Origin of the sequence: Streptomyces sp. 840.1 (assembly GCF_003751445.1) — a bacterium.
In the GTDB taxonomy this organism is placed as follows: domain Bacteria; phylum Actinomycetota; class Actinomycetes; order Streptomycetales; family Streptomycetaceae; genus Streptomyces.
This window is the reverse complement of record NZ_RJUU01000001.1, coordinates 1,279,216-1,304,414: the sequence shown is the minus strand read 5'-3', so window position 1 is coordinate 1,304,414 and position 25,199 is coordinate 1,279,216. Positions and strand designations below refer to the sequence as shown.

The window sequence follows — 25,199 nt, the reverse complement described above, 5'->3', positions numbered from 1 at the left end:
TGACCTCTGGGCCCAAGGTATGCGTCACGGAACGTGACGTCTCGACCGCCCGTCCGTGGGGAATCGGGACTGGCCGCTGTCACTGCACGCCGATGTTCCCTGCTCAGCGCGGTTCCCACCCCGAGCAGGCGCCGGAGCACGCCCCGGTGCGGACGGCGGACCGGGCGCGGGACCGGCGCCGCGGGCTTCGCCGGTCACCCCACCGTCAGCACCGCGTTCCCCCGCACCCGCCGGCCCCGGATGTCCTCGATGACCTCGGCGGTGCGGGACCAGTCGCGGACCGTGCCGATCTCCGGGTGGAGCCGGCCCCCGGCGACCAGCCGGATCAGGGTGGCGAGCTCGGCGGCGTACGTCGTGTCGGCGCGGGTGTAGTCGAAGTGGGCGATACGGGACTGGGCCGGGCCCTTGAAGAAGTCGAAGAAGTCCAGGGTGACCGGGGTCCGGCTCGCCTGACCGAACCAGACCAGCAGCCCGCCCGGGGCGAGCCGGGCCAGGGCGGCGGGCAGCGAGGTACCGCCCACCGATTCGAGTACGACGTCGTACGGGCCCTCGGCGTCGGCCGGTGAGGTCACGATGCCCGCCGCTCCCAGCTCCAGCAGCCGGGCGCCGCGCTCCGGCGTCGAGCTGACCGCCGTCACGGCCGCGCCCGAGGACGCCGCCAGCTCGGTGACGTAGTGGCCGACCCCGCCGCTCGCGCCGGTGATCAGCAGCCGTCGGCCGGCGACCGGTCCGGCCGCCCGGAGGAGCCGGAGGGCCGTGATCCCGGCGAGCGGGAGAGCGGCGGCGGTCACCGCGTCGACGGCGTCCGGGAGCGCGGCGACGCTGTGCACCGGGACGGCGACGCGCTCGGCCCAGCCGGACGCGGGCGGATGGGCGACCACGCGGGTTCCGGCCGCCGGGCCGGTGCCGTCGGCGGCGGCCCGTACGACCGTCCCGGCGACGTCCTTGCCGGGGCGCCAGCCGGGCCGGCGGCGGTCGAGCCGGCCGTCGAGCTGGAACGTCTCGCCCCGGTTCACGGAGTACGCCTCGACCGCTATCAGCACCTCGTCGTCGGCGGGTTCGGGCTCCGGAGCCTCACCGGTCAGGACCGATCCATCGGCGTCGGGAAGCATGGCTCGCATCGGGTCTCTCCAACTCGTCGTGGAACGAAGGGGTGTCGTGGAACGAAGGGATAGGGCAGGAGCGGGGTCAGGCGAAGACGACGGTGTGGGCGTGGAGCGTGTCGAAGTGCTCGCGGACGGCGGCGATCCGGCCGTCACGCACGGTGAACACGGCCAGGCAGTGCTGGTCGTAGCGCCCGCCCGCTCGGGCCCGCGCCCGGGTCTTCCACTCCGCCAGGACCCGCTCGCCCTCCGCGATCACGCCGACGAACTCGAACTCCATTGATTCCGGGACCAGTCGCTCCACCATCCGGGCCACGAACGAGCCGAAGATCTCGTCGGGCCCGGTCCAGGTGCCCGACACCGGAAGGTCACCGGCGAGCGTCCAGGTGGCCTCGGGATCGAAGAAGGCGCGCAGCCGGTCCAGGTCGCCTGCGGCGAGCGCGTCCATGTAGTCGAGGACGACCGCCTTGGGGGTGACCTCGGTGTCCGTGATGTTGCTCGTGGCGGTGAGGCTCATGGTTGCGTACGGCCTTTCGTGCGGTCTCTCCACCGGTGTGTTCCGGCCTCCGAAGGCTATGGAGAGACCGTGCCGGCAGGGAAAGACCTGTCTCCGATCAGCTCAGAACGGTTCGGCATCACCGCAGCTCAGAGCCGCAGTTCAGGGCCGCAGCTCAGAGCCGCAGCTCAGGGTCGCAGCTCAGAGCCGCAGCTCAGGGTCGCAGCTCAGAGCCGCTCGTATGCTGTTGCGTATGTCAGATCTGCGGCGCCTGCGCTACTTCTTGGCCGTGGCCGAGGAACGTAACTTCACCCGGGCCGCCGAGCGGCTGCACATCGCCCAGCCGGCCCTGAGCCGGCAGATACGCGAACTGGAGAAGGAGTTGGGCGTCCGGCTCCTGGACCGCAACACCCACACCGTGGAAGTCACCGAAGCGGGAGCGGTGTTGTCCGAGCGGGGCGCGGTGCTCTGCGAGGAGGCCGACCGGCTCTGGCGCGATGTGCGCGGATTCGCCGGCGGCGAGCACGGCACCCTGGCCCTCGGGTACAGCATGAGCACGAGCTACGAGACGGCCCCCGCGCTCCTCGCCGCCCTGGCCGAACGCCTGCCCGGCCTCACGACCACCACGCGTCCGCTGTCCACCGCCGAGATCCTGGCCGGGGTCGCCGACGGCACGCTGGACGCGGGCCTGGTGCGCTGCCCGCCGCCCACCCCGGAGCTCGTCCGCACCCTCCTGCGGCTGGAGCCGCAGGGTGTCCTGATGGCGGCGGACCACCGGCTGGCGGCCGGCACCGGCGTCGACACCGCCGAACTGGCGGCCGAGACCCTCCTCATCCACCCGCGCGAGGCCAACCCGGGCCACTACGACGCGATCACCGCTCTCCTCGACCGCGCGGGCATCAGCCCGAAGCTGATGCTGCGCCCGCTGTCGTTCGACGCCGGTCACACCCCGGTGGCCCGTGGCGCAGCGGTCTGCGTGGTCGGCCGGTCGGTCGCGGCCGGGCTGCCCGCCGGTCTGGTGTGGCTGCCGCTGGCCGGGGGCGCGGCGATCGAGCTGCACCTGCTGACCCGGGGCCGCACGGCCCGCCCCGTGGTCGCGCAACTGCTCCGTACCGCCACCGAGACCGCCCGCGCCGGTGGCTGGCTGCGGTCCCCGGGCGGTGCCGGGCGGTGAGCGGGGGCGGGCATGGTGTGATGGCGGGGTGAGCCGCGCCGCAGAGGAGTCGAACCGCCGGATGCTCCGGGCCCGGGACGCGATGGACCGCGCGTACGCGCAGCCGCTGGACGTACCCGCCCTGGCCCGCGTCGCGCACGTCTCCCCGGCGCACTTCTCGCGCACCTTCCGGGCCACGTTCGGCGAGACACCACACCGCTACCTGCAACGCCGCCGGGTGGAGCGCGCGATGTTCCTGCTGCGGGAGACCCGCCGCAGCGTGACGGACATCTGCTACGAGGTCGGCTTCGGCAGCACCGGCACGTTCAGCCGCACCTTCAGCGCGATCGTCGGCCGCACGCCGAGGGCGTACCGCAAGGAATCCGTGCCGACGGGCGTACCCACGTGCTTCACGATGGCGTGGACGAGGCCCAGCGACTGAGCGGTTGAGGCCCGGCGACTGAGCAGTTACGGATAAGTTTTCCCGCCCCGCCCGCCGTAGCGTTGAGCACATGTTCAACGCGATCACACACTCACAGATCTACGTCCTCGACCAGGACCAGGCCCTCGACTTCTACGTCGGCAAGCTCGGCCTGGAGGTCGCCGCCGATGTCGACATGGGCTTCATGCGCTGGCTCGCCGTCAGCGTCCCCGGCCACCCCGAGCGCCAGATCCTGCTGGAGCGGCCGGGCGCCCCCGCGATGTCGCAGGAGACGGCGGAGCAGGTACGCGAACTGGTCACCAAGGGCGCGATGGGCGGCTGGCTCATCCTCACCACGGACGACTGCCGCAAGACGTACGAGACGCTGCTCGCCAAGGGCGTCGAGTTCACCGAGGAGCCCACCGACCGCGACTACGGAATCGACTGCGGACTGCGCGACCCCTTCGGCAACCGCCTCCGCTTCACCCAGCTCAAAGCCGCCTGACGGCACGGCACAGCACGGCACGGCACGGCACGGTACGGCGGCTGGTCGCGGGCGGGCCATCGCGGGCGGGGCATCAGCTCAGGATCGGGATGAGCCCCAGCCCGAAGACGGCGTAGAACAGCGCCGCCACGGCCAGCCGTCCGGGGGTGAGCCGGTGGGCGCGCATCGTCAGCAGGAGGTAGACGATCGCGGCCATGGTGATCAGCCCGGACCAGAGCAGGGCGCCGTCGAACTTCCAGCTGGTGAACAGCAGGCCCAGGCCGCTGGGGACGGTCGCCTGGATCATCATGGCGCCGGAGATGTTGGCCAGCGCGAGCTGGGTCTTGCCCTGCCGGACCCAGATGATCGCGTTCATGACCTCGGGCAGTTCCGTCGCGACCGGCGACAGGAGCAGCGCGGTGACGGCGGACGAGAGCCCGAGCATCGGGCCGATCGCGTCGAGCTGCCTCACGAACAGCTGGGACGCGAAGAAGATGACGGCGAGCGTCGCCAGGGTCTGGACCACGACGGCCCAGGTCTCCGGGACGGCGGCCCCGGGCCGGAGCTTCAGCGGCTCCAGCTCCTCGTCCTCCCCGCCGTCGTCGCCGCTGCGGATCTCGCGCCAGAAGTAGACGGCGTAGGCGGCGAAGAACAGCACGCCGAGGACGGGCTTGAACGCGAACGCGACCAGGCCGAGGGCGACCTTGACGACGAAGATGGGCAGGAACCACGTCTGGTCCTTGGCCAGCCGCCTCATGTCCTTCTCGTCACCGAGCGGCCGGGCCCGGACCCGGCCGTCGGTTCCGTCGGTTCCGGCGGGCTCCGGTTCGCGCTCCCTGCGGCGCTTGAGGAGCAGCATCGCGCCGGTCACGCCGTAGGCGATCGTGGACAGCGCGAGCGGCCCGCCCATCGCCGCGCCGACGCCGATGTTCTTGGCCTCCTCGTCGGCGCCCGTGGTGACCGCGACGAGCGTGACGACCGACTCCGGCAGCGCGGTGCCGAACGCGGCCAGAATCGTCCCGACCGCCATCTTCCCGACGTCGAGGCGCTGGCCCAGCCACTCCACCGCGTTGACGAACCACTCGCACGAGAGGTAGATGGCCACCGCGCACACGATGAGCAGAACGAAATGGATCACACTGACCGCCCGGCCTTCCCGCACCACGGGTTCCCGGGGCTCCTGGGCCCGCGGAGCCCACCCGCCAGATTCTGCACGGGCCCGGCTGCCTGGAGCCGGAGCGACCCGGGCAAGTCGCCGGCCCGTTCGTGTGCGGGGCCATCGCTTCCGGAGCCGGGCGGATCGCCTACGCGGTGGCGGACAGCTCCGACCGGCACTCGCCGCAGCTGCCGGGCTCGGGTGCTCTGAAGGCGCGGTCGCAGTCGTCGCAGTTCTGGAGCGGCACCGGGGGTGGGCAGACGCGGGCGGCCGGGACCGGGGCCGGGAGCTGGGTGCTCAGCCGGTGCGCGAGCAGCTTGGCCGGGTACTTCAGGGGCGCGGGCAGGTCGGTGGTCAGTACCCGGGTGACGGATGCGGGGCTGGCGCCGCGTTCGAGCCAGGTGGTGACGGCGGGGGTGAGGCTGCGGATGTCGCTCTCGGAGAGCACGAGCACGGCGGCCTCGCGCCGCAGCCCGAGGAGCAGCGCCGAGGCGGCTCCGTGCGGAGCCGGTCCGGGCGGCGTCTGCGGCCGGGGCGGTCGCTGCGCGAGTACGGGGGCGCGGGTCGGTGCGGGAACCGGAGTCGGCGTTGGAGCCGGAGCCTCGACGGGGGCGGGTGCGGTAACCGGGGGCGGGGCTGGGGCACGGTCGGTGCGGCCGGTGCGGTTCGGGAGGGGGACCGGCGGACCTGCGGACTGCGCGCACGGCTGGTTGTACGAGGTCGTCCGGGTGATCATGCGGCCGGTGCTCAGGCGTTCGCGGGTGCGCCGCAGATAGCCCTTGGCTTCCAGCTCGCGCAGGGCCGCGGCGATGCGGTACTCGCTCTCCGGGAAGCGCTCGACCAGGAACTTGATGCCGATCTTCGCCCCGTCGTGCAGCGACTGGATGTGTACGGCGAGCCCGATCGCGACCAGCGACAGTTCCTGGTGCTGGGCGAGGTGGTTGCCCACGACCGTGAAGTGGCTGGTGTGGCGCACGTTGACGTGTAAGACGCCACCGGACCGGCCGCGCGGGCGGGCAGCACGTGACGGGGCGTGCGACTGGGCGTCTGACAGGCCGTCTGACGGGGCGCGCGAGGGCGCGATAATCTGCTGGCTATCCATCGGGAAGATCTGCTGCTTCCTCGTTGGTCAGGCCCTCGTACGGGATTGCAATCCCGGCGGGGGCCGTCTCATGTCTGAAGTTGGTTTCGCGAGCATATGCCAGGCAACCCGTGCGAAATCCAGCTCAGTTGGCCAACGTCACCCGTGTGAGTGACGCGCGCCGAACCGGCGAGGGCGCGCCGCGCGAGGGCGCGTTGCGAACGCGCGCGGGGGGCCTGCTGAGGTCCACCCGGGTGGGTTTGGTTTGGTTGGATTTCTTCTTCCCAAGTACTTAAAAGCCCTTTACGTCGTGGGCCGCCGCGACTCGGCCGGCCGAGTCGTCGTCCACCGGATCGCCGTGCACCGGATCGTGGTATCTGCGATCCGGCCGATAGGTCTGGACCAATGGGTTTGTGTCGCTACGCTGCGGCGCATGGACATCGTGATCCCGCTTTTCGACCAGTTCGAGCCGCTCGACGCGATCGGGCCTTACGAGATCCTCGCGTACGTCCCCGGCGCCACCGTGCGGTTCGTGACGGCCGAACCCGGCCCGGTACGGGACACGTTCGGTTCCCTGCCGGTGCACGTCGCGACCCGGTACTCCGAGGTCGAACGGTGCGATGTCCTGCTGATCCCCGGCGGCGGCAGCTTCCTGGCGATGGTGGACGACCCCGAATTCCTCGACTGGGTGCGCCGGATGCATGCCGGTACCCGCTTCACCACCTCGGTCTGCACCGGGTCGCTGGTGCTCGGAGCGGCCGGCCTGCTGGACGGACTGACCGCCACCACGCACTGGGACGCGGCCGGCGAACTGGCTGCGTACGGAGCCACCTACACCGCCGATCGAGTGGTCAGGCACGACCGGGTGATCACCTCGGCCGGCGTCTCGTCCGGCATCGACATGGCCGTCCGGCCGGCCGCCCTGCTCACCGACGAGGTGACCGCCCAGGCGATCCAGCTGTACACCGAGTACGACCCGGAGCCCCCCTTCGACACCGGTTCGGTGGCCAAGGCCCCTGCCGAGGTGATCGAACGGGCCCGCACGCTGCGCTGACCGAACGCCCGCGTTCCGGTCCTCGCGGGAACTCGATGGGCACTGCATGATGCGGCGATGAGTTTTCCCGGCCCGGCCCGTCTACCGTGCGTCAAGTGATCACTCGTCAAGTGATCAGAGGCGCGAAGCAGGAGGAGCGGTATGAGCCAGCTGTTGCGGGTCCAGAACTTCACCGTCTCGGCCGACGGGTTCGGCGCCGGCGAGGGCCAGAGCCTTGAGAAGCCGTTCGGCCATGCCGATCCGAGGAGCATGTTCGCCTGGGCCAGTGCCACTGAGCACCCGCCCGTCAAGCGTTCCGAACCCGGTGGCAGCCGAGGTCTGGACGACTACTTCACGCGGGACTACGCCCGCAACATCGGCGCCGAGATCATGGGCCGTAACAAGTTCAGTCCGCAACGCGGGCCCTGGCAGGACTACGAGTGGCAGGGCTGGTGGGGTGACGAGCCCCCCTTCCACACGCCGGTGTTCGTCATGACGCACCACAAGCGCCCGTCGTTCACGCTCACCGACACCACGTTCAATTTCGTCGACGGCGACCCGGCTGCGGTGCTCGCCCAGGCGAAGGAGGCGGCGCAGGGCCAGGACGTCCGGCTCGGCGGCGGGGCCACGACCATCCGGCAGTTCCTTGATGCCGACCTCGTCGACACCCTGCATGTGGCGGTCCTCCCGACGAAGCTGGGTTCGGGAGCCCGGCTGTGGGAGTCCCCCGACGAGCTGCGCGACCGGTTCCACCTGGACGTCGTGCCCAGCCCGAGCGGCGTGACGCACCACCTGTTCTGGCGGAAGTGAGGCCGGACCGACGTCCGGCGGCCGGCATTCCGTCGCCCCGTGCCCGTTGTCGCGGTCAGCTCAGATCGATCTCCGCCCAGACCGTCTTGCGCGGGAACGGGCCCTGCCGTACGCCCCAGCGCGTGGCCAGCGCCTCGACGAGGAGCAGCCCGCGCCCGGACCCCTGCTCACCTTCGTACAGGAGGAAGCGACTCTCAGGCGGCCCGCGGGCGGCAAGAACGTGTTGCGCCGGCAGCTCGAACGCCTGCTAGAACTGAGCATGTTGAGGCATGTCGAGATCCAGGTGATGCCGACCGAGACCGAGGAGCACGCGGGCTTGGGCGGCTCTCACCGGGTGCTTGAGCTGAGTGCCGGTACGACTGTGGGCTACAGCGAGGTTCAACTCACCCCTCGGCTGATCAGCGATCCGAGGGAAGTGCAGATCCTTGAGATGCGCTACGGCATGATCCGGGCCCAGGCGCTCACGCCTCGGCTCTCACGGACCTTCATCGAGAAACTGCTGGGAGAGACATGAGCGCCAAGCCCTCGGCCGGACGCACATCCGACCTGACGTGGGTCAAAAGCAGCTACAGCACCAACGACGGTCCCTCATGCGTAGAGGTCGCGACCGCCCCCACCACCATCCACGTCCGGGACTCGAAGAACATCTCCGGCCCCGAACTCGGCTTCGCCCCGGGCACCTGGGCCGAGTTCGTCTCGTACGCGTCGATCGACTGAGCGCCGGCACGCGGCCATCGCCGCCCCCGAGGGCCTGCCACGCACACCCGCGCGCGGCAGGCCCTCGGCGCGTGAGAGGGCGGGGCCGTGCCTCCGGTCAGAACCGGCCGAGCGCCTGACCGGCGAAGAACGGGACGGGTACGAGCAGGGCCATCGGGAGCCAGATGTCGATCCGCCAGCGCTCCTGGAGCGGCATGAGGATGTCGACCACGACGGCTATCCCGAGGACGAAGAGGCCACTGAGCGCGGCGCCGAACATGTAGAGGGGCCCGTCCTCGTACGTCTCCCTGTCGCAGTCCGCGGTGTGGACGGACGCGTGGGGCGCACAGTCCATCGGCAGGTAGTCCCTGAAGATCCACCGGATACACAGGGCGGGGACGATGGCGCACAGCCCGATGCCGAGGTTGGCGGCGGCGGCGACCCACAGCTGGTTACCGGCCCGCATGGGCCGCGTGGCACCCGCTCCGGAGGGTGCCTTCGAACCCGTACCGGAAACCTGCATGGCTGCCCCCTCGCGGATCAGTGCTGTACTGCCCTGGATGACCAGAGGTGTCTGTCCGGTTCCGGCGGCGGGGCTGCCGGTAGACAGGTCGTCGGCCCACCATGTGCCGGCCGACCGGCGGGCGTCGCATCGAACTCCGATGCGAGCGCCCACCGGTATGCGGGCCAACGGTCAGCCTCGCGGACCCGTCCTCCGTCGACGGCCCATGAGGATCGCGACCAGGACGAGCACCAGGCCGCCTCCTGCCGCGCCGAGGCCCGACAGCCAGATGCCCTGTTCCATGGCGGGATGGGTCACCTTCGATGTGCCCGTCGGGGTTCCGAAGTGTTCCTTCCCCGTGTACTTGACCGGGGTCGTCCTGTCCTTGGCCGGGGTGGCGGCGGCCAGGACCGCGGCCGGAGCGTTGATCAGGCCGTAGCCGACCAGGGCGTCGCGGCCGCCCTCGGGATGGTGGGCCGTTGTGGTGAGGGCCGAGCGGACCTGGGCGGGGGTCAGCTTCGGGTTGTGGGAGAGCATGAGCGCGACGACACCGGCGGTGAGGGCGCAGGCCGGGGACGTTCCGTCCTCCGTGGTGAAACCGCCGGACTTCTTGGCCATGGTGATGCCCACCCCCGGCGCGGCCACCGCGTTGTGCGAGCGCACCGTGGAGAAGGGGGCACGCGCACCGTCCCGTCCCGTGGCCGCCACCGAGATCACGCTGGGATAACCCGCCGGGTACGAGCCGGAGTTGTCCTCGTCACCGCTGTTGCCCGCGCTGGCGAGCACGGTGACACCGCGGCTGACCGCCCGGCCGATGGCGTAGGCCTCGTCGGCGCTGTAGTCCTGCACGAAGTTCCCCGCGTCTCCCAGGGAGAGCGAGATGACGTCGGCGTGGTGATCGACCGCGTACTCGATGCCCTTGGCGATCGGGCTCGTGCCCCTCGACACGGTTCTGTCCCTCTTCTTCGACTCGTCGAGAACGCGCACGGAGAGGATGCCGGCCTCCGGCGCGACCTTGAGGACGGCCGAGGCCATGGCGGTGCCGTGGCGGCCCCAGTTGTCGCTGTCCTCGCTCGCGCCGTCGTCGAAGAAGTCGGGGCCGGTGGTGACGTGGCCCTTGAGCGAGGGGTGGTCCGCCTGGACACCCGTGTCCAGGACGGCGACGGTGATCGCCTTGCCCTTGCTCAGACGTTGCGCCGAGTCGACCCTGAGGGCGATGGACTCCCAGCCCGCCGGGGTGCTCTGCGCGGCGGATGCGGGGGCCGTGGCCAGTGTGCACAGGAGGGCGGAGAGCGCCGTGCACAGGACCGCGGCCCGTGCCTTCGTCGTATGTGTACGCCTCATAGTCACGGTCACTTCACTCCACTCAGCTGCAGGTCCGAGAGGTGGGCGTTGAAGGTGCTGACGAGGCCCTCCGCGTCGCCCTGCCACGCATTGCGGTCCGAGCGCCCGTCGCTGTCGTCCTCGCCGAAGGTGCCGGGCAGGTGCCCGGCCCACAGGCCGTCCACCGCACCGAGGGTCACGCCGATGGCGTAGTGCATGCTGTCGCCGCTGACCGGTTCGAGCGCTGCGGCGTTGCGTGCGTCATTGGTCCAGCGAGCCGCCAAGGTGCCTTTTACGGGGAGCACGTTCACCGCCCCCTCGATCCCGTCCCGGCTCGTGAAGAACGCGCCGAGCTGCTTCTTGGCGGACGTGTCCCCGTCTCCGCCCGCGAGGGGGAGGACGACGATGACGACTGTCGCCAGCTGGTTGCCTGTCGGGTCCACGTAGGTGGCACGCAGAACCGCCTCGCAGTCCAACTCTGCTGCTTTGGCACGGGTCTTGCCGGACAGGCCTGCGGCACAGGAGGTGTCCGAGGAGAGGCCGAGCCGCCGCCACTGGGCATTCCGGGGAGTGGTGAGCGCGCCGTCGTATGCCCCCGAGCGGACCCCGATGGTGTCCGGCAGTACGGTGTCGGCCGCCTCGTTGCGCCAGAGGTCCTCGCCGTAGGCGGTGTTGTCGATCTCTTGCCGGCTGTTGCTGTAGGCGTGTGCGGCCAGTGCGCCGCCGCCGATCAGGAGCAGGGCACCGACGACGCCGAGGACGGCGCGCAGGGCGGTGCTGCCGCCACGGCCGGAGGCCCCGGGAGGGGTGGGTGCGCCGTACGGTATCTGCTGCTGAGGTACGGGGGGAGGCTGCGGGGGCTGATACCCCTGATGGGCCGGATACCCCTGGTACCCCTGATTCCCCTGGTACCCCTGATTCCCCTGGTACCCCTGATTCCCCTGGTACCCCTGACTCCCCTGACTCCCCTGATGCCCCTGGTATCCCTGTCCAGGTGCGCCCTGTGCCGGCGGCTGCTGCCAACCGGTCGGCTGGGGCTGCTGGTTGTACGGATTCGCGGCGCCCGGGTCCCCGGGCGGCGTGTGGTAGGACATGTTCCCCCGTTTCTGACACGGAGCCCATGGGCCCCGTCATCCGTGGAGGCTGTCCCCGCCTCCACGCGTTCCGCCCTTCGGCGTCCGGGTGAGCCTATGGCAGGCCCCTCGGGGCCGACGCGGGCCCCGGCGTGGACCGGTGCCGGGCTGTTCCGCGCCCGTGGCTCACGCGGGAGGGGCGAGTGGCCCGGCGGGACCGCGGGCGAGTGCGGTCAGGTAGTCGTCGAGCAACGCGGTCTGGTGATCCGGAGGGAACGCGGCCGGGTCCAGTAGTGCCTGCACCACCAGGCCGAGTGCGAACGACTGCGCCGATGCGGCGATCCGGCCCGGGTCGCCCGGGGGCAGCTCGCCCGCGTCCTGCGCCTCGGCCACCCGCGCGGCCAGCACGCCTCGGCCGTCGGCGTATCTGCGCGCGTGGTCACCGCACAGCTGCGGGTCGGCGAGCGCTGAGTCCCACGAGGACACCCAGATGCGGCTGCCTGCCACGGCGTCCGCGTTCAGCGGCAGGATGTCCAGCAGGGCTGCCCGCAGGCCGTCCAGGCCGCCGCCCGCCTCGCGGCGCGGACGGGCGGCAGTGCGCTGCTCCAGCAGGTCGAGCGCGTATTTCACCAGCGCGCGCTTGCTGGCGAAGTAGTGGGTCAACAAGCCTGTCGTCGAGCCGAGTTCGCCGGCGACGGCACGCATTGACAGGCCGGTGAAGCCACCGGTGGACATGACCCGCCACACCGCTTCCGAGACCTCGCGGCGGCGGCTTTCGTGATCTCCCTTGGAACGCGGCATCCTCCTACGCTACATTCACACAACACTTGTTATGTAATCAGGGAGGCATCCATGTTCTCGCTGCCGCTGAGCGATGACGCCCGTATCGCCCCGCTGGAGGTCTGGCACGCCGGCGAGTTCGCCGGCCACCTCGACCGCGCCCGCGACCACATCCGTCCCTGGGTGGGCCCGGCCTTCGTCACCGACGACGTCGAGGGCGCACGGTCCACCCTCGTCAGGTACGCCGAAAAGCAGGCGCACGACGGCGCCCGCCTGTTCGGCATCTGGTCGCAGGGAGTGCTGGTGGGCGGCGTGATGTTCACCGACTTCCAGGCCGCCGCGGGCTGCTGCGAACTCGGCTGCTGGCTGGAGCCCTCCGCTGAAGGCAGGGGCCTGGTCACACCCGCCTGCACCGCCCTCCTGGACTGGACGTTCCGGAAACGCGGGCTGCACCGGGCCGAGTGGCACTGCCGCGCCGACAACCACCGCAGCGCCGCGGTGGCCAAGCGCCTGGGCATGTCCCTGGAGGGCGTCCGCCGTGAGGCCTGGCCCTACGCCGGCAAGCGGTACGACAAGCAGGTGTGGTCCCTCCTCGCCACCGAATGGCCGCCCACCGACCACTGAATCCGTTCCCCTGCGACTACGACACGAGAGGCCCCACCCGTGGTCACCTGCCACCTCCGCTACGAGATCGACCCTGCCCGCATCGACGACTTCGAGGCCTACGTCACCGGCTGGGTCCCCGTCATCACCCGCCTCGGCGGCACGCACCACGGCTGCTTCCTGCCGCACGAAGGCGCCAGCGACATCGCCTACGCCCTCTTCTCCTTCTCCAGCCTGGCCGCGTACGAGGTCTACCGCACCGCGATCCGCGACGACCCCGAGGCCCAGCGTCTCCTGCGTCTCGGCGCGGAGACCCGCTGCATCCGACGCTACGACCGCACCTTCCTGCGCCCGGCCGGTCCGGCCGAGGGCGTGCCGGTGTGACCGCCGGCCCTGGTTGCTGAGGATCGGAGCGGCCCCGGAGGCCACCGGCTCTCGTGAGGCAGACAGCGAAGTGGGAGCCACTCAACGTACGAGTGGCTCCCACTTCGCTGCTCGGGTCGCTGTTCCACCTACCCGTGGAAGCGGCCGGTACACCGGCTGCTCGGCGCGGTGCGGGAGTGGGGCGACCGGACGGGCTCGATGTGGCCGACGTGGGCCTGAAATGGCGGGACCTTCTGCGACTATGCGGGGAACGTAACCAGATGACCATGAAGGGACCGTTATGTGCGGAATCGTCGGATACGTCGGTGGGCAGTCGGCGCAGGACGTCGTCGTCGCGGGCCTCAAGCGGCTGGAGTACCGGGGGTACGACTCCGCCGGGATCGCCGTCCTCGCCGATGGCGGGCTGGCTGCCGCCAAGCGGGCCGGGAAGCTCGTCAATCTGGAGAAGCTGCTGGTCGAGCGGCCGTTGCCGGCCGGGAGCGCCGGGATCGGCCACACCCGCTGGGCCACCCACGGCGGGCCCACCGACGCCAACGCACACCCGCACCTGGACAACGCGGGACGCGTCGCCGTCGTGCACAACGGGATCATCGAGAACTTCGCCGCCCTGCGCTCCGAACTGACCGGGCGCGGCCACGAGCTGGTCTCCGAGACCGACACCGAGGCCGTCGCCCACCTCCTCGCCGAGGCGTACGCGGACGACCCCGACCCGGCCGGGGCGATGCGCCGGGTCTGCCGGCGGCTCGAAGGCGCGTTCACCCTCGTCGCCGTGTTCACCGACGCGCCCGACGTCGTGGTCGGGGCCCGGCGGAACTCGCCGCTCGTGGTGGGTGTGGGGGAGGGCGAGGCCTTCCTCGCCTCCGACGTCGCCGCGTTCATCGCGCACACCCGGTCCGCGATCGAGCTGGGCCAGGACCAGGTGGTGGAGCTGCGCCGGGAGGGCGTCGTCGTCACCGGGTTCGACGGGCGGCCCGCCGAGGTCCTCCCGTACCACGTGGACTGGGACGCCTCCGCCGCCGAGAAGGGCGGCTACCCCTCCTTCATGCTCAAGGAGATCGCCGAGCAGCCGAAGGCCGTCACGGACACCCTCCTCGGCCGGATCGACCCGGAGGGCACCCTCCACCTCGACGAGGTGCGGATCACCCGGAGCGAGCTGCGCGAGGTCGACAAGGTGGTGATCGTCGCCTGCGGGACCGCGTTCCACGCCGGGATGATCGCCAAGTACGCCATCGAGCACTGGACCCGCATCCCCTGCGAGACCGAGCTGGCCAGCGAGTTCCGCTACCGGGACCCGATCCTGGACCAGCGCACCCTCGTCATCGCCATCTCGCAGTCCGGCGAGACGATGGACACCCTGATGGCGCTGCGGCACGCCCGCGAGCAGGGCGCGAAGGTCCTCGCCATCTGCAACACCAACGGGTCCACCATCCCGCGCGAGTCCGACGCCGTCCTGTACACGCACGCCGGGCCCGAGGTCGCCGTCGCCTCCACCAAGGCGTTCCTCACCCAGCTCGTCGCCTGCTACCTCGTCGCGCTGTACCTCGGCCAGGTCCGGGGGACCAAGTGGGGCGACGAGATCCGTACCGTCATCCGCCAGCTCTCCGAGATCTCCGGCGGGGTCCGGCGGGTCCTGGGCACCATGGAGCCGGTGCGGGCGCTGGCGCGTTCGCTGGCCGGCCACGACACGGTGCTCTTCGTCGGCCGGCACGTCGGCTACCCGGTCGCCCTGGAAGGCGCGTTGAAGCTGAAGGAACTCGCGTACATGCATGCCGAGGGGTTCGCCGCCGGTGAGCTCAAGCACGGGCCGATCGCGCTGATCGAGGACGGCCTGCCGGTCGTCGTGGTGGTGCCGTCGCCGCGCGGCCGCTCGGTGCTGCACGGCAAGATCGTGTCGAACATCCAGGAGATCCGGGCCCGCGGCGCGCTCACCGTCGTCATCGCCGAGGAGGGCGACGAGGCGGTCGTCCCGTACGCCGACCACCTCATCCGGATTCCCGCAACGCCTACGCTGCTCCAGCCGCTGGTCGCCACCGTTCCGCTCCAGGTCTTCGCCTGCGAGCTGGCGACGGCCCGGGGCAACGAAGTGGACCAGCCGCGCAATCTGGCGAAGTCCGTCACCGTGGAATGAGTGCGATGAAGTGAGTGGGGCGGTTACGTGATCATCGGGGTCGGGATCGATGTGGCGGAGATCGAGCGGTTCGACACGGCGATACGGCGTACGCCGAATTTGGCCCAACGCCTTTTCCTGGAAAGTGAGTTGCTGCTGCCGGACGGCGAGCGGCGCGGGGTCGCCTCGCTGGCCGCGCGGTTCGCCGCGAAGGAGGCGCTCGCCAAGGCGCTCGGCGCCCCCGGCGGGCTGCTCTGGACGGACGCCGAGGTGTACGTCGAGGAGAGCGGGCAGCCCCGGCTGCGGGTGAGCGGCACGGTCGCCGCGCGCGCCGCCGAACTGGGCGTACGGCAGTGGCACGTATCGCTCAGCCATGACGCGGGGGTGGCGTCCGCCGTGGTGATCGCGGAGGGCTGAGCCGGGGCGTGGCGGGCGATTCCTGCGTACGTTGGAGCCATGCGTACCGCCTACAGCGTCTCGACCGTACGAGCTGCCGAACAAGCCCTCATGGCACGGCTCCCGGAGGGCACGCTGATGCAGCGCGCCGCCGCCGGGCTCGCCGCCGCCTGCGCCGACCTGCTGCGGCGCGGCGGCCGGGTCTACGGCTCCCGGGTCGTCCTCCTCGTCGGCAGCGGCGACAACGGGGGCGACGCGCTGTACGCGGGCGCCCGGCTCGCCCGGCGCGGGGCCGGAGTGCTGGCCGTGCGGGTCTCCCCGGGCCGGGCCCACGAGGGCGGCAGCCGGGCGCTGCTCGCGGCGGGCGGCCGGGTGGTGGACGGCGCCGATCTCCCGGCGACGAGCCGGCACCGGGACTGGGCGGGGCGCGTCGACCTCGTCGTCGACGCCGTCACCGGCATCGGTGGACGCGGGGGACTGCGGCCCGGCGCCGCCGAGCTCGTCGCCCGCTACACGGCGCACCACGCACCCGTCCTCGCCGTCGACCTGCCCAGCGGCGTCGAGGCCGACACCGGCGAGGTGCTGGGGGACGCCGTCCGCGCGGACGCGACCGTCACCTTCGGGGCGTACAAGCCGGGGCTGCTCATCGACCCGGCCGCCGAACGGGCCGGGGCGCTGCACCTCGTCGACATCGGGCTCGGCGCCGAACTGCCGGAGGTGCCCGACCTGGAGGCGCTCCAGTACGCGGACGTGGCCGCGCTGCTGCCCGTACCGGGCGCCGAGAGCGACAAGTACCGGCGCGGCGTCGTCGGCATCGCCGCCGGATCGGCGCGCTATCCCGGCGCTGCGGTGCTGGCCGTCTCCGGGGCGCTGCGCGGCGGGGCCGGTGCGGTGCGCTACGTCGGACCGGGGGCCGACGCGGTCATCGCGCGGCATCCGGAGACCCTGGTCCACGCGGGACCGCCGTCGAAGGCCGGCCGGGTGCAGGCCTGGGTCGTCGGTCCGGGCCTGGGCGACGGGACGGACGCCGTCGAGGCGGTCTCCGACGTGCTGGCCGCGGACGTCCCGGTGCTGGTCGACGCGGACGGGCTGCGGCTGCTGGACGCCGCCGCCGTGCGGGCGCGCACCGCCCCCACCGTCCTGACCCCGCACGCCGGGGAGGCCGCGGCGCTGCTCGGCGTCCCGCGCGACCGGGTCGAGGCGGGGCGGCTCGACGCCGTACGCGAACTCGCCTCCCGGTTCCGCGCCACGGTCCTGCTCAAGGGTTCGACGACGCTGATCGCCACCGACGACCCGGGCGCCCCCGTGCGGGTCAACCCCACCGGCACGTCCTGGCTCGCCACCGCGGGCAGCGGCGACGTGCTCTCCGGACTGACCGGGTCGCTGCTCGCCGCCGGCCTCGCCCCGCGCGACGCGGCGTCCGTCGGCGCCCACCTCCACGGCCTCGCGGCCCGGCACGCCTCGGACGGCTCCCCGGTCGCCGCCCAGGACGTCGCGGAGGCCGTCCGGGCGGCCTGGCGGGACGTACGGGCCTGAGCGATGGTGGGAGAACCGAGCGAGGGAGTGATCGGCGTGGGCGGCAGCGGTGACGTGCGGGTGCGCCGGGTGTACGACCCGCAGGAGGACGGCGACGGCACCCGCGTGCTGGTCGACCGGCTCTGGCCGCGCGGGGTGGCCAAGGAGCGCGCCGCGATCGACAGGTGGCTCAAGGACCTCACCCCGTCGAAGGAACTGCGCTCCTGGTACCACGAGGACCGCTCCGGCACCCGCTACGACGACTTCGTCGACCGCTACCGGGCCGAACTGGCCGACCCCGTACACACCGAGGCCGTCGGTGAACTCGTCGCACTGGTCCGCGACGGCGGCCCGGTGACCCTCGTCACGGCGGTCAAGGACGTCCCGCACAGCCACGTACCGGTCCTCGTCGACCACCTGGAGCACGAGCTGCACCGCGACTGACCCCGGACATCCGGCGCGCCAGGCGGCGCCCGGGGGCCGCACCGCACGGCTCTGAGACACTGGGCGCGATGAACGAGACAGCGTCCTTGAGAGCCCGTGCCGAGATCGACCTCGCCGCACTCCGCGCCAACGTGCGCGCTCTGCGCGCACGGGCGTCCGGCGCGCAGCTCATGGCCGTCGTCAAATCCGACGCCTACGGACACGGCGCGGTGCCCTGCGCCCGCGCCGCGCTCGAAGCCGGGGCGGCCTGGCTGGGCACCGCGACGCCGCAGGAGGCGCTGGCGCTGCGCGCGGCGGGGCTCGGCGGCCGGGTGATGTGCTGGCTGTGGACGCCCGGCGGGCCCTGGCGCGAGGCGATCGAGGCCGATGTCGACGTCTCGGTCAGCGGCATGTGGGCGCTGCGCGAGGTCACCGCGGCGGCTGCGGAGGCGGGCCGCCCCGCCCGGATCCAGCTCAAGGCCGACACCGGCCTCGGACGTAACGGCTGCCAGCCCGCCGACTGGCCCGAGCTGGTCGCCGCCGCCCGCACCGCCGAGCAGGCCGGCACCGTCCGGATCACCGGCCTCTGGTCCCACTTCGCCTGCGCCGACGAGCCCGGCCACCCCTCCATCGCCGCCCAGCTGGACGTGTTCCGCGACATGGTGGCGTACGCCGAGAAGGCCGGTGTGGAGCCCGAGGTGCGGCACATCGCCAACTCCCCGGCGACGCTGACCGTCCCCGAGTCGCACTTCGACCTGGTGCGGACCGGGATCGCCATGTACGGCATCTCGCCCAGCCCCGAACTCGGCACCCCGGCCGATTTCGGACTCCGTCCGGTGATGACGCTCGCCGCCTCGGTCGCCCTGGTCAAGCAGGTGCCGGCCGGGCACGGCATCAGCTACGGGCACCACTACACGACGTCCGCCGAGACCACGCTGGGCCTGGTGCCGGTGGGGTACGCGGACGGCATTCCGCGCCACGCGTCGGGCCGGGGCCCGGTCCTGGTCGGCGGTGTCCGGCGGACGGTCGCGGGCCGGGTGGCCATGGACCAGTTCGTCGTCGACCTCGGCGGGGACGTGGTCGCGGAGGGCAGCGAGGCGGTGCTGTTCGGCCCGGGGGACCGGGGCGAGCCGAGCGCCGAGGACTGGGCGCGGGCGGCGGACACGATCGCGTACGAGATCGTCACCCGGATCGGCGGCCGGGTGCCGCGCGTCTACCGGGACGCGACGGCGGACGGCAAGTCGGCCGGGTCCTGACCGAGGAAGCGTTCCTGACCGGGCACGATCAGATTCGGTCTGATCGGATCGGAGCAGATTGGACCGGGGCTGATCCGGTCGGAGCTGATGTGATCGCAGCTGATGTGAACGCAGCTGGTGTGATCGGAGCGGATGTGAACGGGCCGGCCCTGACCCGAACGACACGACCCACGAGGAGCGCGGCACGGTGAGCGAGATCAGCGCGGGGGACGCGATGGCGACGGCCGCTTCGACGGTCGGCTGGCGCCGGGCGGGGGTCGCCGGGGCCGCCATAGGCGTGATCGCGGCGGGCGCCGCCGCCGGTGTCGCGGTCGAGCGCCTGACGGTCGGCCGGGGGATGCGCAAGCGGGCCCGGCTGGCGCTGGACGCCACCGGGCCGTACGGCTCGCTGCGCGGGCTGCCGGGCCGGGCGACCGCCGACGACGGCACCGAGCTGTACTACGAGATCGACGAGGTCGAACCCGGCGGCGGCAGCGGCGGCACGCCCCCCGGCAACGCCACCGGTCCGCGCAGGCGCCGCCTCTTCGGGCGCAAGGCCCCCGCCCCGGTCACGGTCGTCTTCAGCCACGGCTACTGCCTCAGCCAGGACTCCTGGCACTTCCAGCGCGCGGCCCTGCGCGGCCTGGTGCGCACCGTCCACTGGGACCAGCGCAGCCACGGCCGCTCGGAGCGCGGCCGGGCCCAGGCCCAGGGCGTCCACGTCGGCATCGACCAGCTCGGCCGCGACCTCAAGGCCGTCATCGACGCGGCCGCGCCCGAGGGCCCCGTGGTGCTGGTCGGGCACTCGATGGGCGGCATGACGATCATGGCGTTCGCCGACCAGTACCCGGCCCTGATGCGCGACCGGGTCGCCGCCGTGGCCTTCGTCGGCACGTCGAGCGGGAAGCTCGGGGAGGTCAACTTCGGGCTGCCGGTGGCGGGCGTGAACGCGGTGCGGCGGGTGCTGCCCGGGGTGCTGAAGGCGCTCGGCTCGCAGGCGGAGCTGGTGGAGCGGGGCAGGCGGGCGACCGCAGACCTGTTCGCGGGGCTCATCAAGCGGTACTCGTTCGGTTCACGGGACGTGGACCCGGCGGTCGAGCGGTTCGCCGAGCGCCTCATCGAGTCCACGCCGATCGATGTGGTCGCGGAGTTCTACCCGGCCTTCACCGAGCACGACAAGAGCGCCGCACTGCCCCTGTTCCTGGACGTCCCGGTGCTGATCCTGGCGGGGGACAAGGACCTGGTGACCCCCAGCTCGCACAGCGAGGCGATCGCGGACCGGCTGCCCGACGCGGAGCTGGTCATCGTCCCGGACGCCGGGCACCTGGTGATGCTGGAGCACCCGGAGACGGTCACCGACCGGCTGGCCGACCTGCTGGTGCGGGCCGGAGCCGTACCGGAATCCTCTAACGTTGGCGGGCATGGAAGCACCGCACAACAGCCCGGCGGCCGCTGAGACCGCCGCGAACGCGTCCGGCACCGTCAGCGTGACGCTGGCCGTCGAGTCCCCCGAACAGATGCAGGCCCTGGGCCGCCGGATCTCCGGCGTGCTGCGCCCCGGCGACCTCGTGATGCTCACCGGCGAACTCGGAGCCGGCAAGACCACCCTGACCCGCGGCCTCGGTGAGGGCCTCGGGGTGCGCGGCGCCGTCACGTCCCCGACGTTCGTGATCGCCCGCGTCCACCCGCCACTGGGGGACGGCCCGGCTCTGGTCCACGTCGACGCGTACCGGCTGGGCGGCGGGCTCGACGAGATGGAGGACCTGGACCTCGATGTGTCGCTGCCGGAATCGGTGGTCGTCGTCGAGTGGGGCGACGGCAAGGTCGAGGAGCTGGCGGACGACCGGCTCCAGGTGCTGATCGACCGCGCGGTCGGCGACACGGACGACGAGCGGCGCGCGGTGACGCTGGTGGGCGTGGGCGCGCGCTGGGCGGGGCTGCGTCTCGCGCCGTGGGAACCGTGGGTGACGGACGGGGACGACGAGCCTTCCGGGGCCTGAGCGACGCCTCTTTCCGACGCGGTGTCGGCAAATTGTTGCGCGGGGCGGGGCATGCGTGGTGACATGGAGGGCGAGAGCAGGTTAGGTCTGCCTAACCGTGCCTTCCACCGGAGCCCAGGAGGCGTCCATGCCGACATCCGAGAGTGACGTGCGGCCCCCGCGGGCGGTAACGATGAGTGATCTGCTGGCGGCGGGGGCGGCGGCGAACGCGGTGTCCACACCGCCGGACGCGGAACGCCCGGGGGCGGCCTGTCCCGCTTCCGCCCCGTCGGACGACCAGGGGACGTCCGGCCCGACCGGTACCGCAGGGCCGTCCGGCGTCTGAGGACGTCAGCCGGGCGCCGGTTTGGGGCGCGCGCGAGGACGTCCTCCATCCCCGGCCGGCCCAGGAGTGACCGGACGCGGCCCGGAGCGGCCGGCTGAGCCGGTTACGGGATCACGACGACCTTCGCGCCGACCGTGGCGAACGTCCACACCGCGTCGCCGTCCGCACGGGACATCCGTACACCGCCCGCCTTCAGCGTCGGGTCCGGGCTCTCCATCGAGCCGTCCTGCGCGGCGCTGAAGCCGATGGCCACGTCGTTGGTCGTCGCGAACCGCACCACGTGTTCGATCGGTACCCCGTCGGAGCCGGTCACGCTGTTGGAGCGCGAGGTGACCCGGTACGTCCCGGGGAGCGCGCTGACCGCGCTCGGCATGACCTTGAAGGTCCGCGAGGCCTTGCCCTTCGCGTCCACCAGCCACACCCGCCGGTCGGCCAGCGCGTAGACCACGCGCATCCCGGTGCCCGACGAGCCCGGCACCGCGAGCGGGTCCTTCTTCGGCTTCGGCTCGGCGTGGCCGGCGGCCGGGGAACTGCTGGACGCCTTCGGCTTCGGGGCGACGGTGTCGGGGGCGTTCGCCGACGCCTGGTAGGCCAGGAAGCTCACCGCGGCCACGGCCGCCGCGGTGAGCGCGACCACGATTCCCGAGCTGCCCCTTGACACCGTGCGCGCCTCTTTCGCTGTTGGTTGTCGTACAAGCGTTTACACGTACTCCGCGTATACCCGGTGACGGTAGCAGCCGTGGCCCCCCGGGCCGGGACGCCGTACGGGGCGCGGTCGCCCCCGCGCCGGAGCCGTAGGCTGTTTGCGTGCTCTTGCTCGCTATGGATACCGCCACCCCCGCCGTCACCGTCGCCCTGCACGACGGGACCCGTGTCGTCGCCGAGTCCGCTCAGGTCGACGCCCGGAGGCACGGGGAGCTGCTGCTGCCCGCCGTCGACCGGGTCCTCGCCGAGGCCGGGGTGAAACTCGACGCCGTCACGGACGTGGTCGTGGGCGTCGGCCCCGGCCCGTACACCGGCCTGCGGGTAGGCCTGGTGACGGCCGCGACGTTCGGATCGGTGCTCTCCGTGCCCGTGCACGGACTCTGCACCCTGGACGGCCTCGCGTACGCCGCCGGACAGGCCGGCATCGAGGGCCCGTTCGCCGTCGCGACGGACGCCCGCCGCAAGGAGGTCTACTGGGCGCGGTACGAGGACCCCCGCACCCGGACCGGCGAACCCGCCGTCGACCGGCCCGCCGACATCGCCGGGCAGCTCGCGGGCCTTCCGGTGGTCGGCGCGGGCGCCGTGCTCTACCCCGAGGCGTTCCCGGACGCGCGCGGCCCCGAGCACCTCGCGGCTGGCGCCCTGGCCGCCCTCGCCGCCGAACGGCTCGCCTCGGGCGCCGGGATGCTGCCGCCCCGGCCGCTCTACCTCCGCAGGCCCGACGCGCAGGTCCCGAAGAACTACAAGGTGGTCACGCCGAAGTGAGCGCCGTGACCGCTGCACTGCGCGAGATGCGCTGGTGGGACATCGACCCGGTGCTCGACCTCGAACACGAGCTGTTCCCGGACGACGCCTGGTCGCCCGGCATGTTCTGGTCCGAGCTGGCCCACGCCCGCGGCCCGCAGGCGACCCGCCGCTACGTGGTCGCGGAGGACCCGGCGACCGGCCGGATCGTCGGGTACGCGGGCCTGGCGGCGGCCGGTGACCTCGCGGACGTACAGACGATCGCCGTCTCCCGCGACCACTGGGGCGGCGGCCTCGGCTCCGAGCTGCTGACCGATCTGCTGAAGCACGCCACGGCCTTCGAGTGCGCCGAGGTGCTCCTCGAGGTCCGGGTCGACAACACCCGGGCGCAGAAGCTGTACGAACGCTTCGGCTTCGAACCGATCGGCTTCCGCCGCGGCTACTACCAGCCGGGCAACATCGACGCACTCGTCATGCGCCTCCACGTACACGAAGACGTACCGGGGCACGCACAGGAAACAGAGATCTGACTGATGGCTGACGAACCCCTCGTACTCGGTATCGAGACCTCCTGCGACGAGACCGGCGTCGGCATCGTCCGAGGGACGACGCTGCTCGCCGACGCCGTCGCCTCCAGCGTCGACACGCACGCCCGCTTCGGCGGCGTCGTCCCCGAGATCGCCTCCCGCGCGCACCTGGAGGCGATGGTCCCGACCATCGAGCGCGCCCTGAAGGAGGCCGGGGTCAGCGGCCGCGACCTCGACGGCATCTCCGTCACCGCGGGCCCCGGACTGGCCGGCGCCCTGCTCGTCGGCGTCTCGGCGGCCAAGGCGTACGCGTACGCGCTGAACAAGCCGCTGTACGGGGTCAACCACCTCGCCTCGCACATCTGCGTCGACCAGCTGGAGCACGGCCCGCTGCCCGAGCCGACGATGGCACTGCTGGTCAGCGGCGGGCACTCCTCGCTGCTGCTGGCGCCCGACATCACCAACGACGTACGGCCGCTCGGCGCGACCATCGACGACGCCGCGGGCGAGGCCTTCGACAAGATCGCCCGGGTGCTGCACCTGGGCTTCCCCGGCGGTCCGGTCATCGACCGCCTGGCGAGGGAGGGCGACCCGGCGGCCATCGCGTTCCCGCGCGGTCTGACCGGCTCGCGCGACCCCGCGTACGACTTCTCCTTCTCCGGCCTGAAGACCTCCGTCGCCCGGTGGATCGAGGCGAAGCGCGCGGCCGGCGAGGAGGTGCCGGTACGGGACGTGGCGGCGTCCTTCCAGGAGGCCGTGGTGGACGTGCTCACCCGCAAGGCCGTCCGCGCCTGCAAGGACGAGGGCGTCGACCACCTGATGATCGGCGGCGGGGTCGCGGCCAACTCGCGGCTGCGGGCACTCGCCCAGGAGCGCTGCGAGCGCGCCGGCATCCGGCTGCGGGTGCCGCGCCCCGGCCTGTGCACCGACAACGGCGCGATGGTCGCCGCCCTGGGCGCGGAGATGGTGGCCCGCAACCGGCCGCCCTCCGACCTGGAGCTGTCGGCCGACTCCTCGCTGCCGGTGACCGAGCCCCACGTACCGGGCACCGCCCACGGCCACGGCCACACCCACGATCACGTGCACGAGATCAGCAAGGACAACCTCTACTCATGAGTGCCGCGACCGTCGCCCTGATGTGGGAGGCCCGCGCGACCGAAGGCCGGGGCGCGGAGCTGCTGGAGTGGGCGCGTGCCCGTGCGGGCGAGCTGGCCCGGCCCCCGCTGCGCAGCGAGCTGCTGCGCGCCCCGCAGGACCGGGTCCTGGTCATCACCTGGTGGGAGGGCGCGTACGGCGACGAGCTGCCGGAGCTGCCCGAGCCGGACGCGGGGACCGTCACCCGGCCGGTGCACCGCTGGCGCTTCGAGTCCCTCGGGTCAGCAGACCGGTGATGATCGCGTCGAGTTCGTCCACCACGTCGTAGTCGGCGGCGTACGCGCGCCAGTCGTCCTTGATCTGGGTGAGCCGGGGCAGCTCCGCCGCGTCCTCCTCGGTGACCATGTCGGGGAAGTACCTCTTGACCGGCGGGTGCTCGGCGCGCCTGGCGGCCGCCCGGCGGAAGACCAGGTCGCCGTAGACATAGCTCCAGACCGTCCGGTAGAGGCGCACCGCCCGCCCGGGGGAGAGGCCGCAGGCGAGCGCGCAGTCGATGATCTCCTCGACCATCCACAGCGCGTTGCGGTCGGTCAGCTCGCCCAGCGCCAGGACGTCGAGCACCCAGGGGATCCGCGAGAGGATCCCGTGCATGTGCGCGGCGACCGCGGTCAGCCGCTCGCGCGGGTCGGCGGGCAGCTCGGGGCGCGGGAAGGCGGCGGCCGTCCCGGACAGGGTGAGCATCAGCAGCTCGTCCTTGTCCTGGACGTAGTGGTAGAGCGCCATCGGGGTGGAGCCGAGCTCCTTCGCCACCCGCCGCATGCTCAGGGCGCTCAGGCCCTCGTCCTCGATGATGCGGCGCGCGGTGGCGACCATGGCGTCCGGGTCGAGCCGGCGCGGACGCCCCACGGACCGCTTCGGCCCCGGCGGATTCTTCTCTGTCCCTGGCACCCGGCCATTGTCCCCGCCCGGCCCCGGAGGCCGAACCCGAAGGACCGGGCGGGGGCGGCGGCGTTACGGGCGGGCGGTTCG

Annotated in this window: 30 protein-coding genes and 2 pseudogenes; 21 read left to right on the top strand and 11 right to left on the bottom strand. The window is 72.3% G+C overall.

Annotation, left to right across the window (positions count from 1 at the left end; translation table 11 throughout):
- Window positions 1–194 precede the first annotated feature (194 nt).
- Window positions 195–1,121 carry a zinc-binding dehydrogenase gene (locus EDD93_RS05895; protein WP_123524176.1) on the bottom strand — a complete coding sequence of 309 codons (927 nt, stop codon included), beginning with the start codon at window positions 1,119–1,121 and terminating at the stop codon, window positions 195–197.
- A gap of 67 nt (window positions 1,122–1,188) precedes the next feature.
- Window positions 1,189–1,620, bottom strand: coding sequence for a nuclear transport factor 2 family protein (locus EDD93_RS05890; protein ID WP_123524175.1), 432 nt, complete (start codon window positions 1,618–1,620; stop codon window positions 1,189–1,191).
- Window positions 1,621–1,852: 232 nt separating this feature from the next.
- Here EDD93_RS05890 and EDD93_RS05885 point away from each other — a divergent pair, with 232 nt between their 5' ends.
- The 3 genes from EDD93_RS05885 to EDD93_RS05875 all read left to right on the top strand — a co-directional run bounded on the left by EDD93_RS05885 (window position 1,853) and on the right by EDD93_RS05875 (window position 3,678).
- Window positions 1,853–2,773: a LysR family transcriptional regulator gene (locus tag EDD93_RS05885; RefSeq protein ID WP_260255633.1), complete on the top strand. Its 921-nt coding sequence runs from the start codon at window positions 1,853–1,855 to the stop codon at window positions 2,771–2,773.
- A 28-nt stretch (window positions 2,774–2,801) separates the two neighbouring features.
- Window positions 2,802–3,194, top strand: a complete 393-nt coding sequence (locus EDD93_RS05880) for a helix-turn-helix domain-containing protein (RefSeq protein WP_185092221.1) — start codon at window positions 2,802–2,804, stop codon at window positions 3,192–3,194.
- Window positions 3,195–3,264: 70 nt separating this feature from the next.
- Window positions 3,265–3,678 (top strand): VOC family protein, encoded by a 414-nt coding sequence (locus EDD93_RS05875; RefSeq protein WP_123524172.1) that lies wholly within the window; start codon window positions 3,265–3,267, stop codon window positions 3,676–3,678.
- 73 nt (window positions 3,679–3,751) lie between these two features.
- Here EDD93_RS05875 and EDD93_RS05870 read toward each other — a convergent pair whose 3' ends face one another.
- Window positions 3,752–4,795 carry a sodium:calcium antiporter gene (locus EDD93_RS05870; protein ID WP_123527602.1) on the bottom strand — a complete coding sequence of 348 codons (1,044 nt, stop codon included), beginning with the start codon at window positions 4,793–4,795 and terminating at the stop codon, window positions 3,752–3,754.
- A gap of 166 nt (window positions 4,796–4,961) precedes the next feature.
- Window positions 4,962–5,915: a helix-turn-helix domain-containing protein gene (locus EDD93_RS05865; protein ID WP_123524171.1), complete on the bottom strand. Its 954-nt coding sequence runs from the start codon at window positions 5,913–5,915 to the stop codon at window positions 4,962–4,964.
- Window positions 5,916–6,327: 412 nt separating this feature from the next.
- On the opposite strand from EDD93_RS05865, the gene EDD93_RS05860 reads away from it, so the two are divergent.
- Both EDD93_RS05860 and EDD93_RS05855 read left to right on the top strand, forming a co-directional pair.
- The gene (locus EDD93_RS05860; RefSeq protein ID WP_123524170.1) at window positions 6,328–6,948 is read left to right on the top strand and encodes a DJ-1/PfpI family protein; all 621 of its coding nucleotides are present in this window, start codon (window positions 6,328–6,330) and stop codon (window positions 6,946–6,948) included.
- Between the two features lie 141 nt (window positions 6,949–7,089).
- Window positions 7,090–7,737 carry a dihydrofolate reductase family protein gene (locus tag EDD93_RS05855; RefSeq protein ID WP_123524169.1) on the top strand — a complete coding sequence of 216 codons (648 nt, stop codon included), beginning with the start codon at window positions 7,090–7,092 and terminating at the stop codon, window positions 7,735–7,737.
- A 55-nt stretch (window positions 7,738–7,792) separates the two neighbouring features.
- Here the strand turns inward: EDD93_RS05855 and EDD93_RS40105 are convergent.
- Window positions 7,793–7,897 (bottom strand): annotated as a pseudogene (locus EDD93_RS40105) (ATP-binding protein); the annotation flags it as partial.
- On the opposite strand from EDD93_RS40105, the pseudogene EDD93_RS05845 reads away from it, so the two are divergent.
- Together EDD93_RS05845 and EDD93_RS05840 are read left to right on the top strand one after the other, a co-directional pair.
- Window positions 7,892–8,251: pseudogene (locus EDD93_RS05845) on the top strand (DUF5753 domain-containing protein); the annotation flags it as partial. The pseudogenes EDD93_RS40105 and EDD93_RS05845 overlap by 6 nt on opposite strands.
- Window positions 8,248–8,454, top strand: a complete 207-nt coding sequence (locus tag EDD93_RS05840; RefSeq protein WP_123524168.1) for a DUF397 domain-containing protein — start codon at window positions 8,248–8,250, stop codon at window positions 8,452–8,454. The pseudogene EDD93_RS05845 and the gene EDD93_RS05840, both read left to right, overlap by 4 nt.
- Window positions 8,455–8,551: 97 nt before the next feature.
- Here EDD93_RS05840 and EDD93_RS05835 read toward each other — a convergent pair whose 3' ends face one another.
- The 4 genes from EDD93_RS05835 to EDD93_RS05820 all read right to left on the bottom strand — a co-directional run bounded on the left by EDD93_RS05835 (window position 8,552) and on the right by EDD93_RS05820 (window position 12,132).
- A complete protein-coding gene (locus tag EDD93_RS05835) occupies window positions 8,552–8,899 on the bottom strand; it encodes a hypothetical protein (protein WP_123524167.1) in 348 nt (115 codons plus the stop codon).
- A 228-nt stretch (window positions 8,900–9,127) separates the two neighbouring features.
- Window positions 9,128–10,279: a S8 family serine peptidase gene (locus tag EDD93_RS05830; RefSeq protein ID WP_123524166.1), complete on the bottom strand. Its 1,152-nt coding sequence runs from the start codon at window positions 10,277–10,279 to the stop codon at window positions 9,128–9,130.
- Between the two features lie 8 nt (window positions 10,280–10,287).
- Window positions 10,288–11,352 (bottom strand): hypothetical protein, encoded by a 1,065-nt coding sequence (locus EDD93_RS05825; protein WP_123524165.1) that lies wholly within the window; start codon window positions 11,350–11,352, stop codon window positions 10,288–10,290.
- 165 nt (window positions 11,353–11,517) lie between these two features.
- Window positions 11,518–12,132 carry a TetR/AcrR family transcriptional regulator gene (locus EDD93_RS05820; protein WP_123524164.1) on the bottom strand — a complete coding sequence of 205 codons (615 nt, stop codon included), beginning with the start codon at window positions 12,130–12,132 and terminating at the stop codon, window positions 11,518–11,520.
- A 51-nt stretch (window positions 12,133–12,183) separates the two neighbouring features.
- Between EDD93_RS05820 and EDD93_RS05815 the strand changes: the two genes are divergently transcribed.
- From EDD93_RS05815 to EDD93_RS05770, 10 genes are all read left to right on the top strand, one after another.
- Window positions 12,184–12,735 (top strand): GNAT family N-acetyltransferase, encoded by a 552-nt coding sequence (locus EDD93_RS05815; protein WP_123524163.1) that lies wholly within the window; start codon window positions 12,184–12,186, stop codon window positions 12,733–12,735.
- Window positions 12,736–12,774: 39 nt separating this feature from the next.
- Window positions 12,775–13,098, top strand: coding sequence for an NIPSNAP family protein (locus EDD93_RS05810; protein ID WP_123524162.1), 324 nt, complete (start codon window positions 12,775–12,777; stop codon window positions 13,096–13,098).
- A gap of 280 nt (window positions 13,099–13,378) precedes the next feature.
- Window positions 13,379–15,226, top strand: coding sequence for a glutamine--fructose-6-phosphate transaminase (isomerizing) (glmS, locus tag EDD93_RS05805; protein ID WP_123524161.1), 1,848 nt, complete (start codon window positions 13,379–13,381; stop codon window positions 15,224–15,226).
- A 27-nt stretch (window positions 15,227–15,253) separates the two neighbouring features.
- On the top strand, window positions 15,254–15,622 hold the full coding sequence (locus EDD93_RS05800; protein ID WP_123524160.1) for a holo-ACP synthase: 369 nt from the start codon (window positions 15,254–15,256) through the stop codon (window positions 15,620–15,622).
- Window positions 15,623–15,661: 39 nt separating this feature from the next.
- Window positions 15,662–17,137, top strand: a complete 1,476-nt coding sequence (locus tag EDD93_RS05795; RefSeq protein ID WP_123524159.1) for an NAD(P)H-hydrate dehydratase — start codon at window positions 15,662–15,664, stop codon at window positions 17,135–17,137.
- A gap of 36 nt (window positions 17,138–17,173) precedes the next feature.
- Entirely contained in the window at window positions 17,174–17,560 is a 387-nt protein-coding gene (locus EDD93_RS05790) for a DUF488 domain-containing protein (RefSeq protein WP_123527601.1), read from the top strand.
- Window positions 17,561–17,628: 68 nt separating this feature from the next.
- A complete protein-coding gene (alr, locus tag EDD93_RS05785) occupies window positions 17,629–18,795 on the top strand; it encodes an alanine racemase (RefSeq protein WP_123524158.1) in 1,167 nt (388 codons plus the stop codon).
- A gap of 187 nt (window positions 18,796–18,982) precedes the next feature.
- A complete protein-coding gene (locus EDD93_RS05780; protein WP_123524157.1) occupies window positions 18,983–20,230 on the top strand; it encodes an alpha/beta fold hydrolase in 1,248 nt (415 codons plus the stop codon).
- Window positions 20,196–20,774 (top strand): tRNA (adenosine(37)-N6)-threonylcarbamoyltransferase complex ATPase subunit type 1 TsaE, encoded by a 579-nt coding sequence (tsaE, locus tag EDD93_RS05775; RefSeq protein ID WP_123524156.1) that lies wholly within the window; start codon window positions 20,196–20,198, stop codon window positions 20,772–20,774. The genes EDD93_RS05780 and tsaE overlap by 35 nt, the downstream gene beginning before the upstream one ends.
- 127 nt (window positions 20,775–20,901) lie before the next feature.
- Window positions 20,902–21,099 carry a hypothetical protein gene (locus EDD93_RS05770; RefSeq protein WP_123524155.1) on the top strand — a complete coding sequence of 66 codons (198 nt, stop codon included), beginning with the start codon at window positions 20,902–20,904 and terminating at the stop codon, window positions 21,097–21,099.
- A 103-nt stretch (window positions 21,100–21,202) separates the two neighbouring features.
- Here the strand turns inward: EDD93_RS05770 and EDD93_RS05765 are convergent, their stop codons facing one another.
- On the bottom strand, window positions 21,203–21,736 hold the full coding sequence (locus EDD93_RS05765) for a L,D-transpeptidase (protein WP_123524154.1): 534 nt from the start codon (window positions 21,734–21,736) through the stop codon (window positions 21,203–21,205).
- 185 nt (window positions 21,737–21,921) lie between these two features.
- Here EDD93_RS05765 and tsaB point away from each other — a divergent pair, with 185 nt between their 5' ends.
- From tsaB to EDD93_RS05745, 4 genes are read left to right on the top strand one after another with little or no spacing between them, the layout of a single operon-like run.
- Window positions 21,922–22,569: a tRNA (adenosine(37)-N6)-threonylcarbamoyltransferase complex dimerization subunit type 1 TsaB gene (tsaB, locus tag EDD93_RS05760; RefSeq protein ID WP_123524153.1), complete on the top strand. Its 648-nt coding sequence runs from the start codon at window positions 21,922–21,924 to the stop codon at window positions 22,567–22,569.
- Window positions 22,566–23,078: a ribosomal protein S18-alanine N-acetyltransferase gene (gene rimI, locus EDD93_RS05755; RefSeq protein WP_123524152.1), complete on the top strand. Its 513-nt coding sequence runs from the start codon at window positions 22,566–22,568 to the stop codon at window positions 23,076–23,078. Before tsaB ends, rimI begins: the two co-directional genes overlap by 4 nt.
- A gap of 3 nt (window positions 23,079–23,081) precedes the next feature.
- Window positions 23,082–24,191, top strand: a complete 1,110-nt coding sequence (tsaD, locus tag EDD93_RS05750; RefSeq protein WP_123524151.1) for a tRNA (adenosine(37)-N6)-threonylcarbamoyltransferase complex transferase subunit TsaD — start codon at window positions 23,082–23,084, stop codon at window positions 24,189–24,191.
- Window positions 24,188–24,466, top strand: a complete 279-nt coding sequence (locus EDD93_RS05745; RefSeq protein ID WP_123524150.1) for a hypothetical protein — start codon at window positions 24,188–24,190, stop codon at window positions 24,464–24,466. The genes tsaD and EDD93_RS05745 overlap by 4 nt, the downstream gene beginning before the upstream one ends.
- On the opposite strand, the gene EDD93_RS05740 is transcribed toward EDD93_RS05745, so the two are convergent.
- On the bottom strand, window positions 24,411–25,118 hold the full coding sequence (locus EDD93_RS05740; protein WP_260255632.1) for a TetR/AcrR family transcriptional regulator: 708 nt from the start codon (window positions 25,116–25,118) through the stop codon (window positions 24,411–24,413). The genes EDD93_RS05745 and EDD93_RS05740 overlap by 56 nt on opposite strands.
- Window positions 25,119–25,199: the final 81 nt, after the last annotated feature.

Bases quoted from the DNA above. Each gene is read 5' to 3' on its own strand.
- EDD93_RS05770 (WP_123524155.1), top strand. From the start codon at position 20,902: ATGCCGACATCCGAGAGTGACGTGCGGCCCCCGCGGGCGGTAACGATG.
- EDD93_RS05890 (WP_123524175.1), bottom strand. From the start codon at position 1,620: ATGAGCCTCACCGCCACGAGCAACATCACGGACACCGAGGTCACCCCC.
- EDD93_RS05840 (WP_123524168.1), top strand. From the start codon at position 8,248: ATGAGCGCCAAGCCCTCGGCCGGACGCACATCCGACCTGACGTGGGTC.
- EDD93_RS05830 (WP_123524166.1), bottom strand. From the start codon at position 10,279: ATGAGGCGTACACATACGACGAAGGCACGGGCCGCGGTCCTGTGCACG.
- tsaD (WP_123524151.1), top strand. From the start codon at position 23,082: ATGGCTGACGAACCCCTCGTACTCGGTATCGAGACCTCCTGCGACGAG.
- EDD93_RS05795 (WP_123524159.1), top strand. From the start codon at position 15,662: ATGCGTACCGCCTACAGCGTCTCGACCGTACGAGCTGCCGAACAAGCC.
- EDD93_RS05895 (WP_123524176.1), bottom strand. From the start codon at position 1,121: ATGCGAGCCATGCTTCCCGACGCCGATGGATCGGTCCTGACCGGTGAG.
- tsaB (WP_123524153.1), top strand. From the start codon at position 21,922: ATGGATACCGCCACCCCCGCCGTCACCGTCGCCCTGCACGACGGGACC.
- glmS (WP_123524161.1), top strand. From the start codon at position 13,379: ATGTGCGGAATCGTCGGATACGTCGGTGGGCAGTCGGCGCAGGACGTC.
- EDD93_RS05875 (WP_123524172.1), top strand. From the start codon at position 3,265: ATGTTCAACGCGATCACACACTCACAGATCTACGTCCTCGACCAGGAC.
- EDD93_RS05865 (WP_123524171.1), bottom strand. From the start codon at position 5,915: ATGGATAGCCAGCAGATTATCGCGCCCTCGCGCGCCCCGTCAGACGGC.
- EDD93_RS05885 (WP_260255633.1), top strand. From the start codon at position 1,853: ATGTCAGATCTGCGGCGCCTGCGCTACTTCTTGGCCGTGGCCGAGGAA.
- EDD93_RS05860 (WP_123524170.1), top strand. From the start codon at position 6,328: ATGGACATCGTGATCCCGCTTTTCGACCAGTTCGAGCCGCTCGACGCG.
- EDD93_RS05815 (WP_123524163.1), top strand. From the start codon at position 12,184: ATGTTCTCGCTGCCGCTGAGCGATGACGCCCGTATCGCCCCGCTGGAG.
- EDD93_RS05835 (WP_123524167.1), bottom strand. From the start codon at position 8,899: ATGCGGGCCGGTAACCAGCTGTGGGTCGCCGCCGCCGCCAACCTCGGC.
- EDD93_RS05745 (WP_123524150.1), top strand. From the start codon at position 24,188: ATGAGTGCCGCGACCGTCGCCCTGATGTGGGAGGCCCGCGCGACCGAA.
- EDD93_RS05855 (WP_123524169.1), top strand. From the start codon at position 7,090: ATGAGCCAGCTGTTGCGGGTCCAGAACTTCACCGTCTCGGCCGACGGG.
- EDD93_RS05825 (WP_123524165.1), bottom strand. From the start codon at position 11,352: ATGTCCTACCACACGCCGCCCGGGGACCCGGGCGCCGCGAATCCGTAC.
- EDD93_RS05820 (WP_123524164.1), bottom strand. From the start codon at position 12,132: ATGCCGCGTTCCAAGGGAGATCACGAAAGCCGCCGCCGCGAGGTCTCG.
- tsaE (WP_123524156.1), top strand. From the start codon at position 20,196: ATGGAAGCACCGCACAACAGCCCGGCGGCCGCTGAGACCGCCGCGAAC.
- alr (WP_123524158.1), top strand. From the start codon at position 17,629: ATGAACGAGACAGCGTCCTTGAGAGCCCGTGCCGAGATCGACCTCGCC.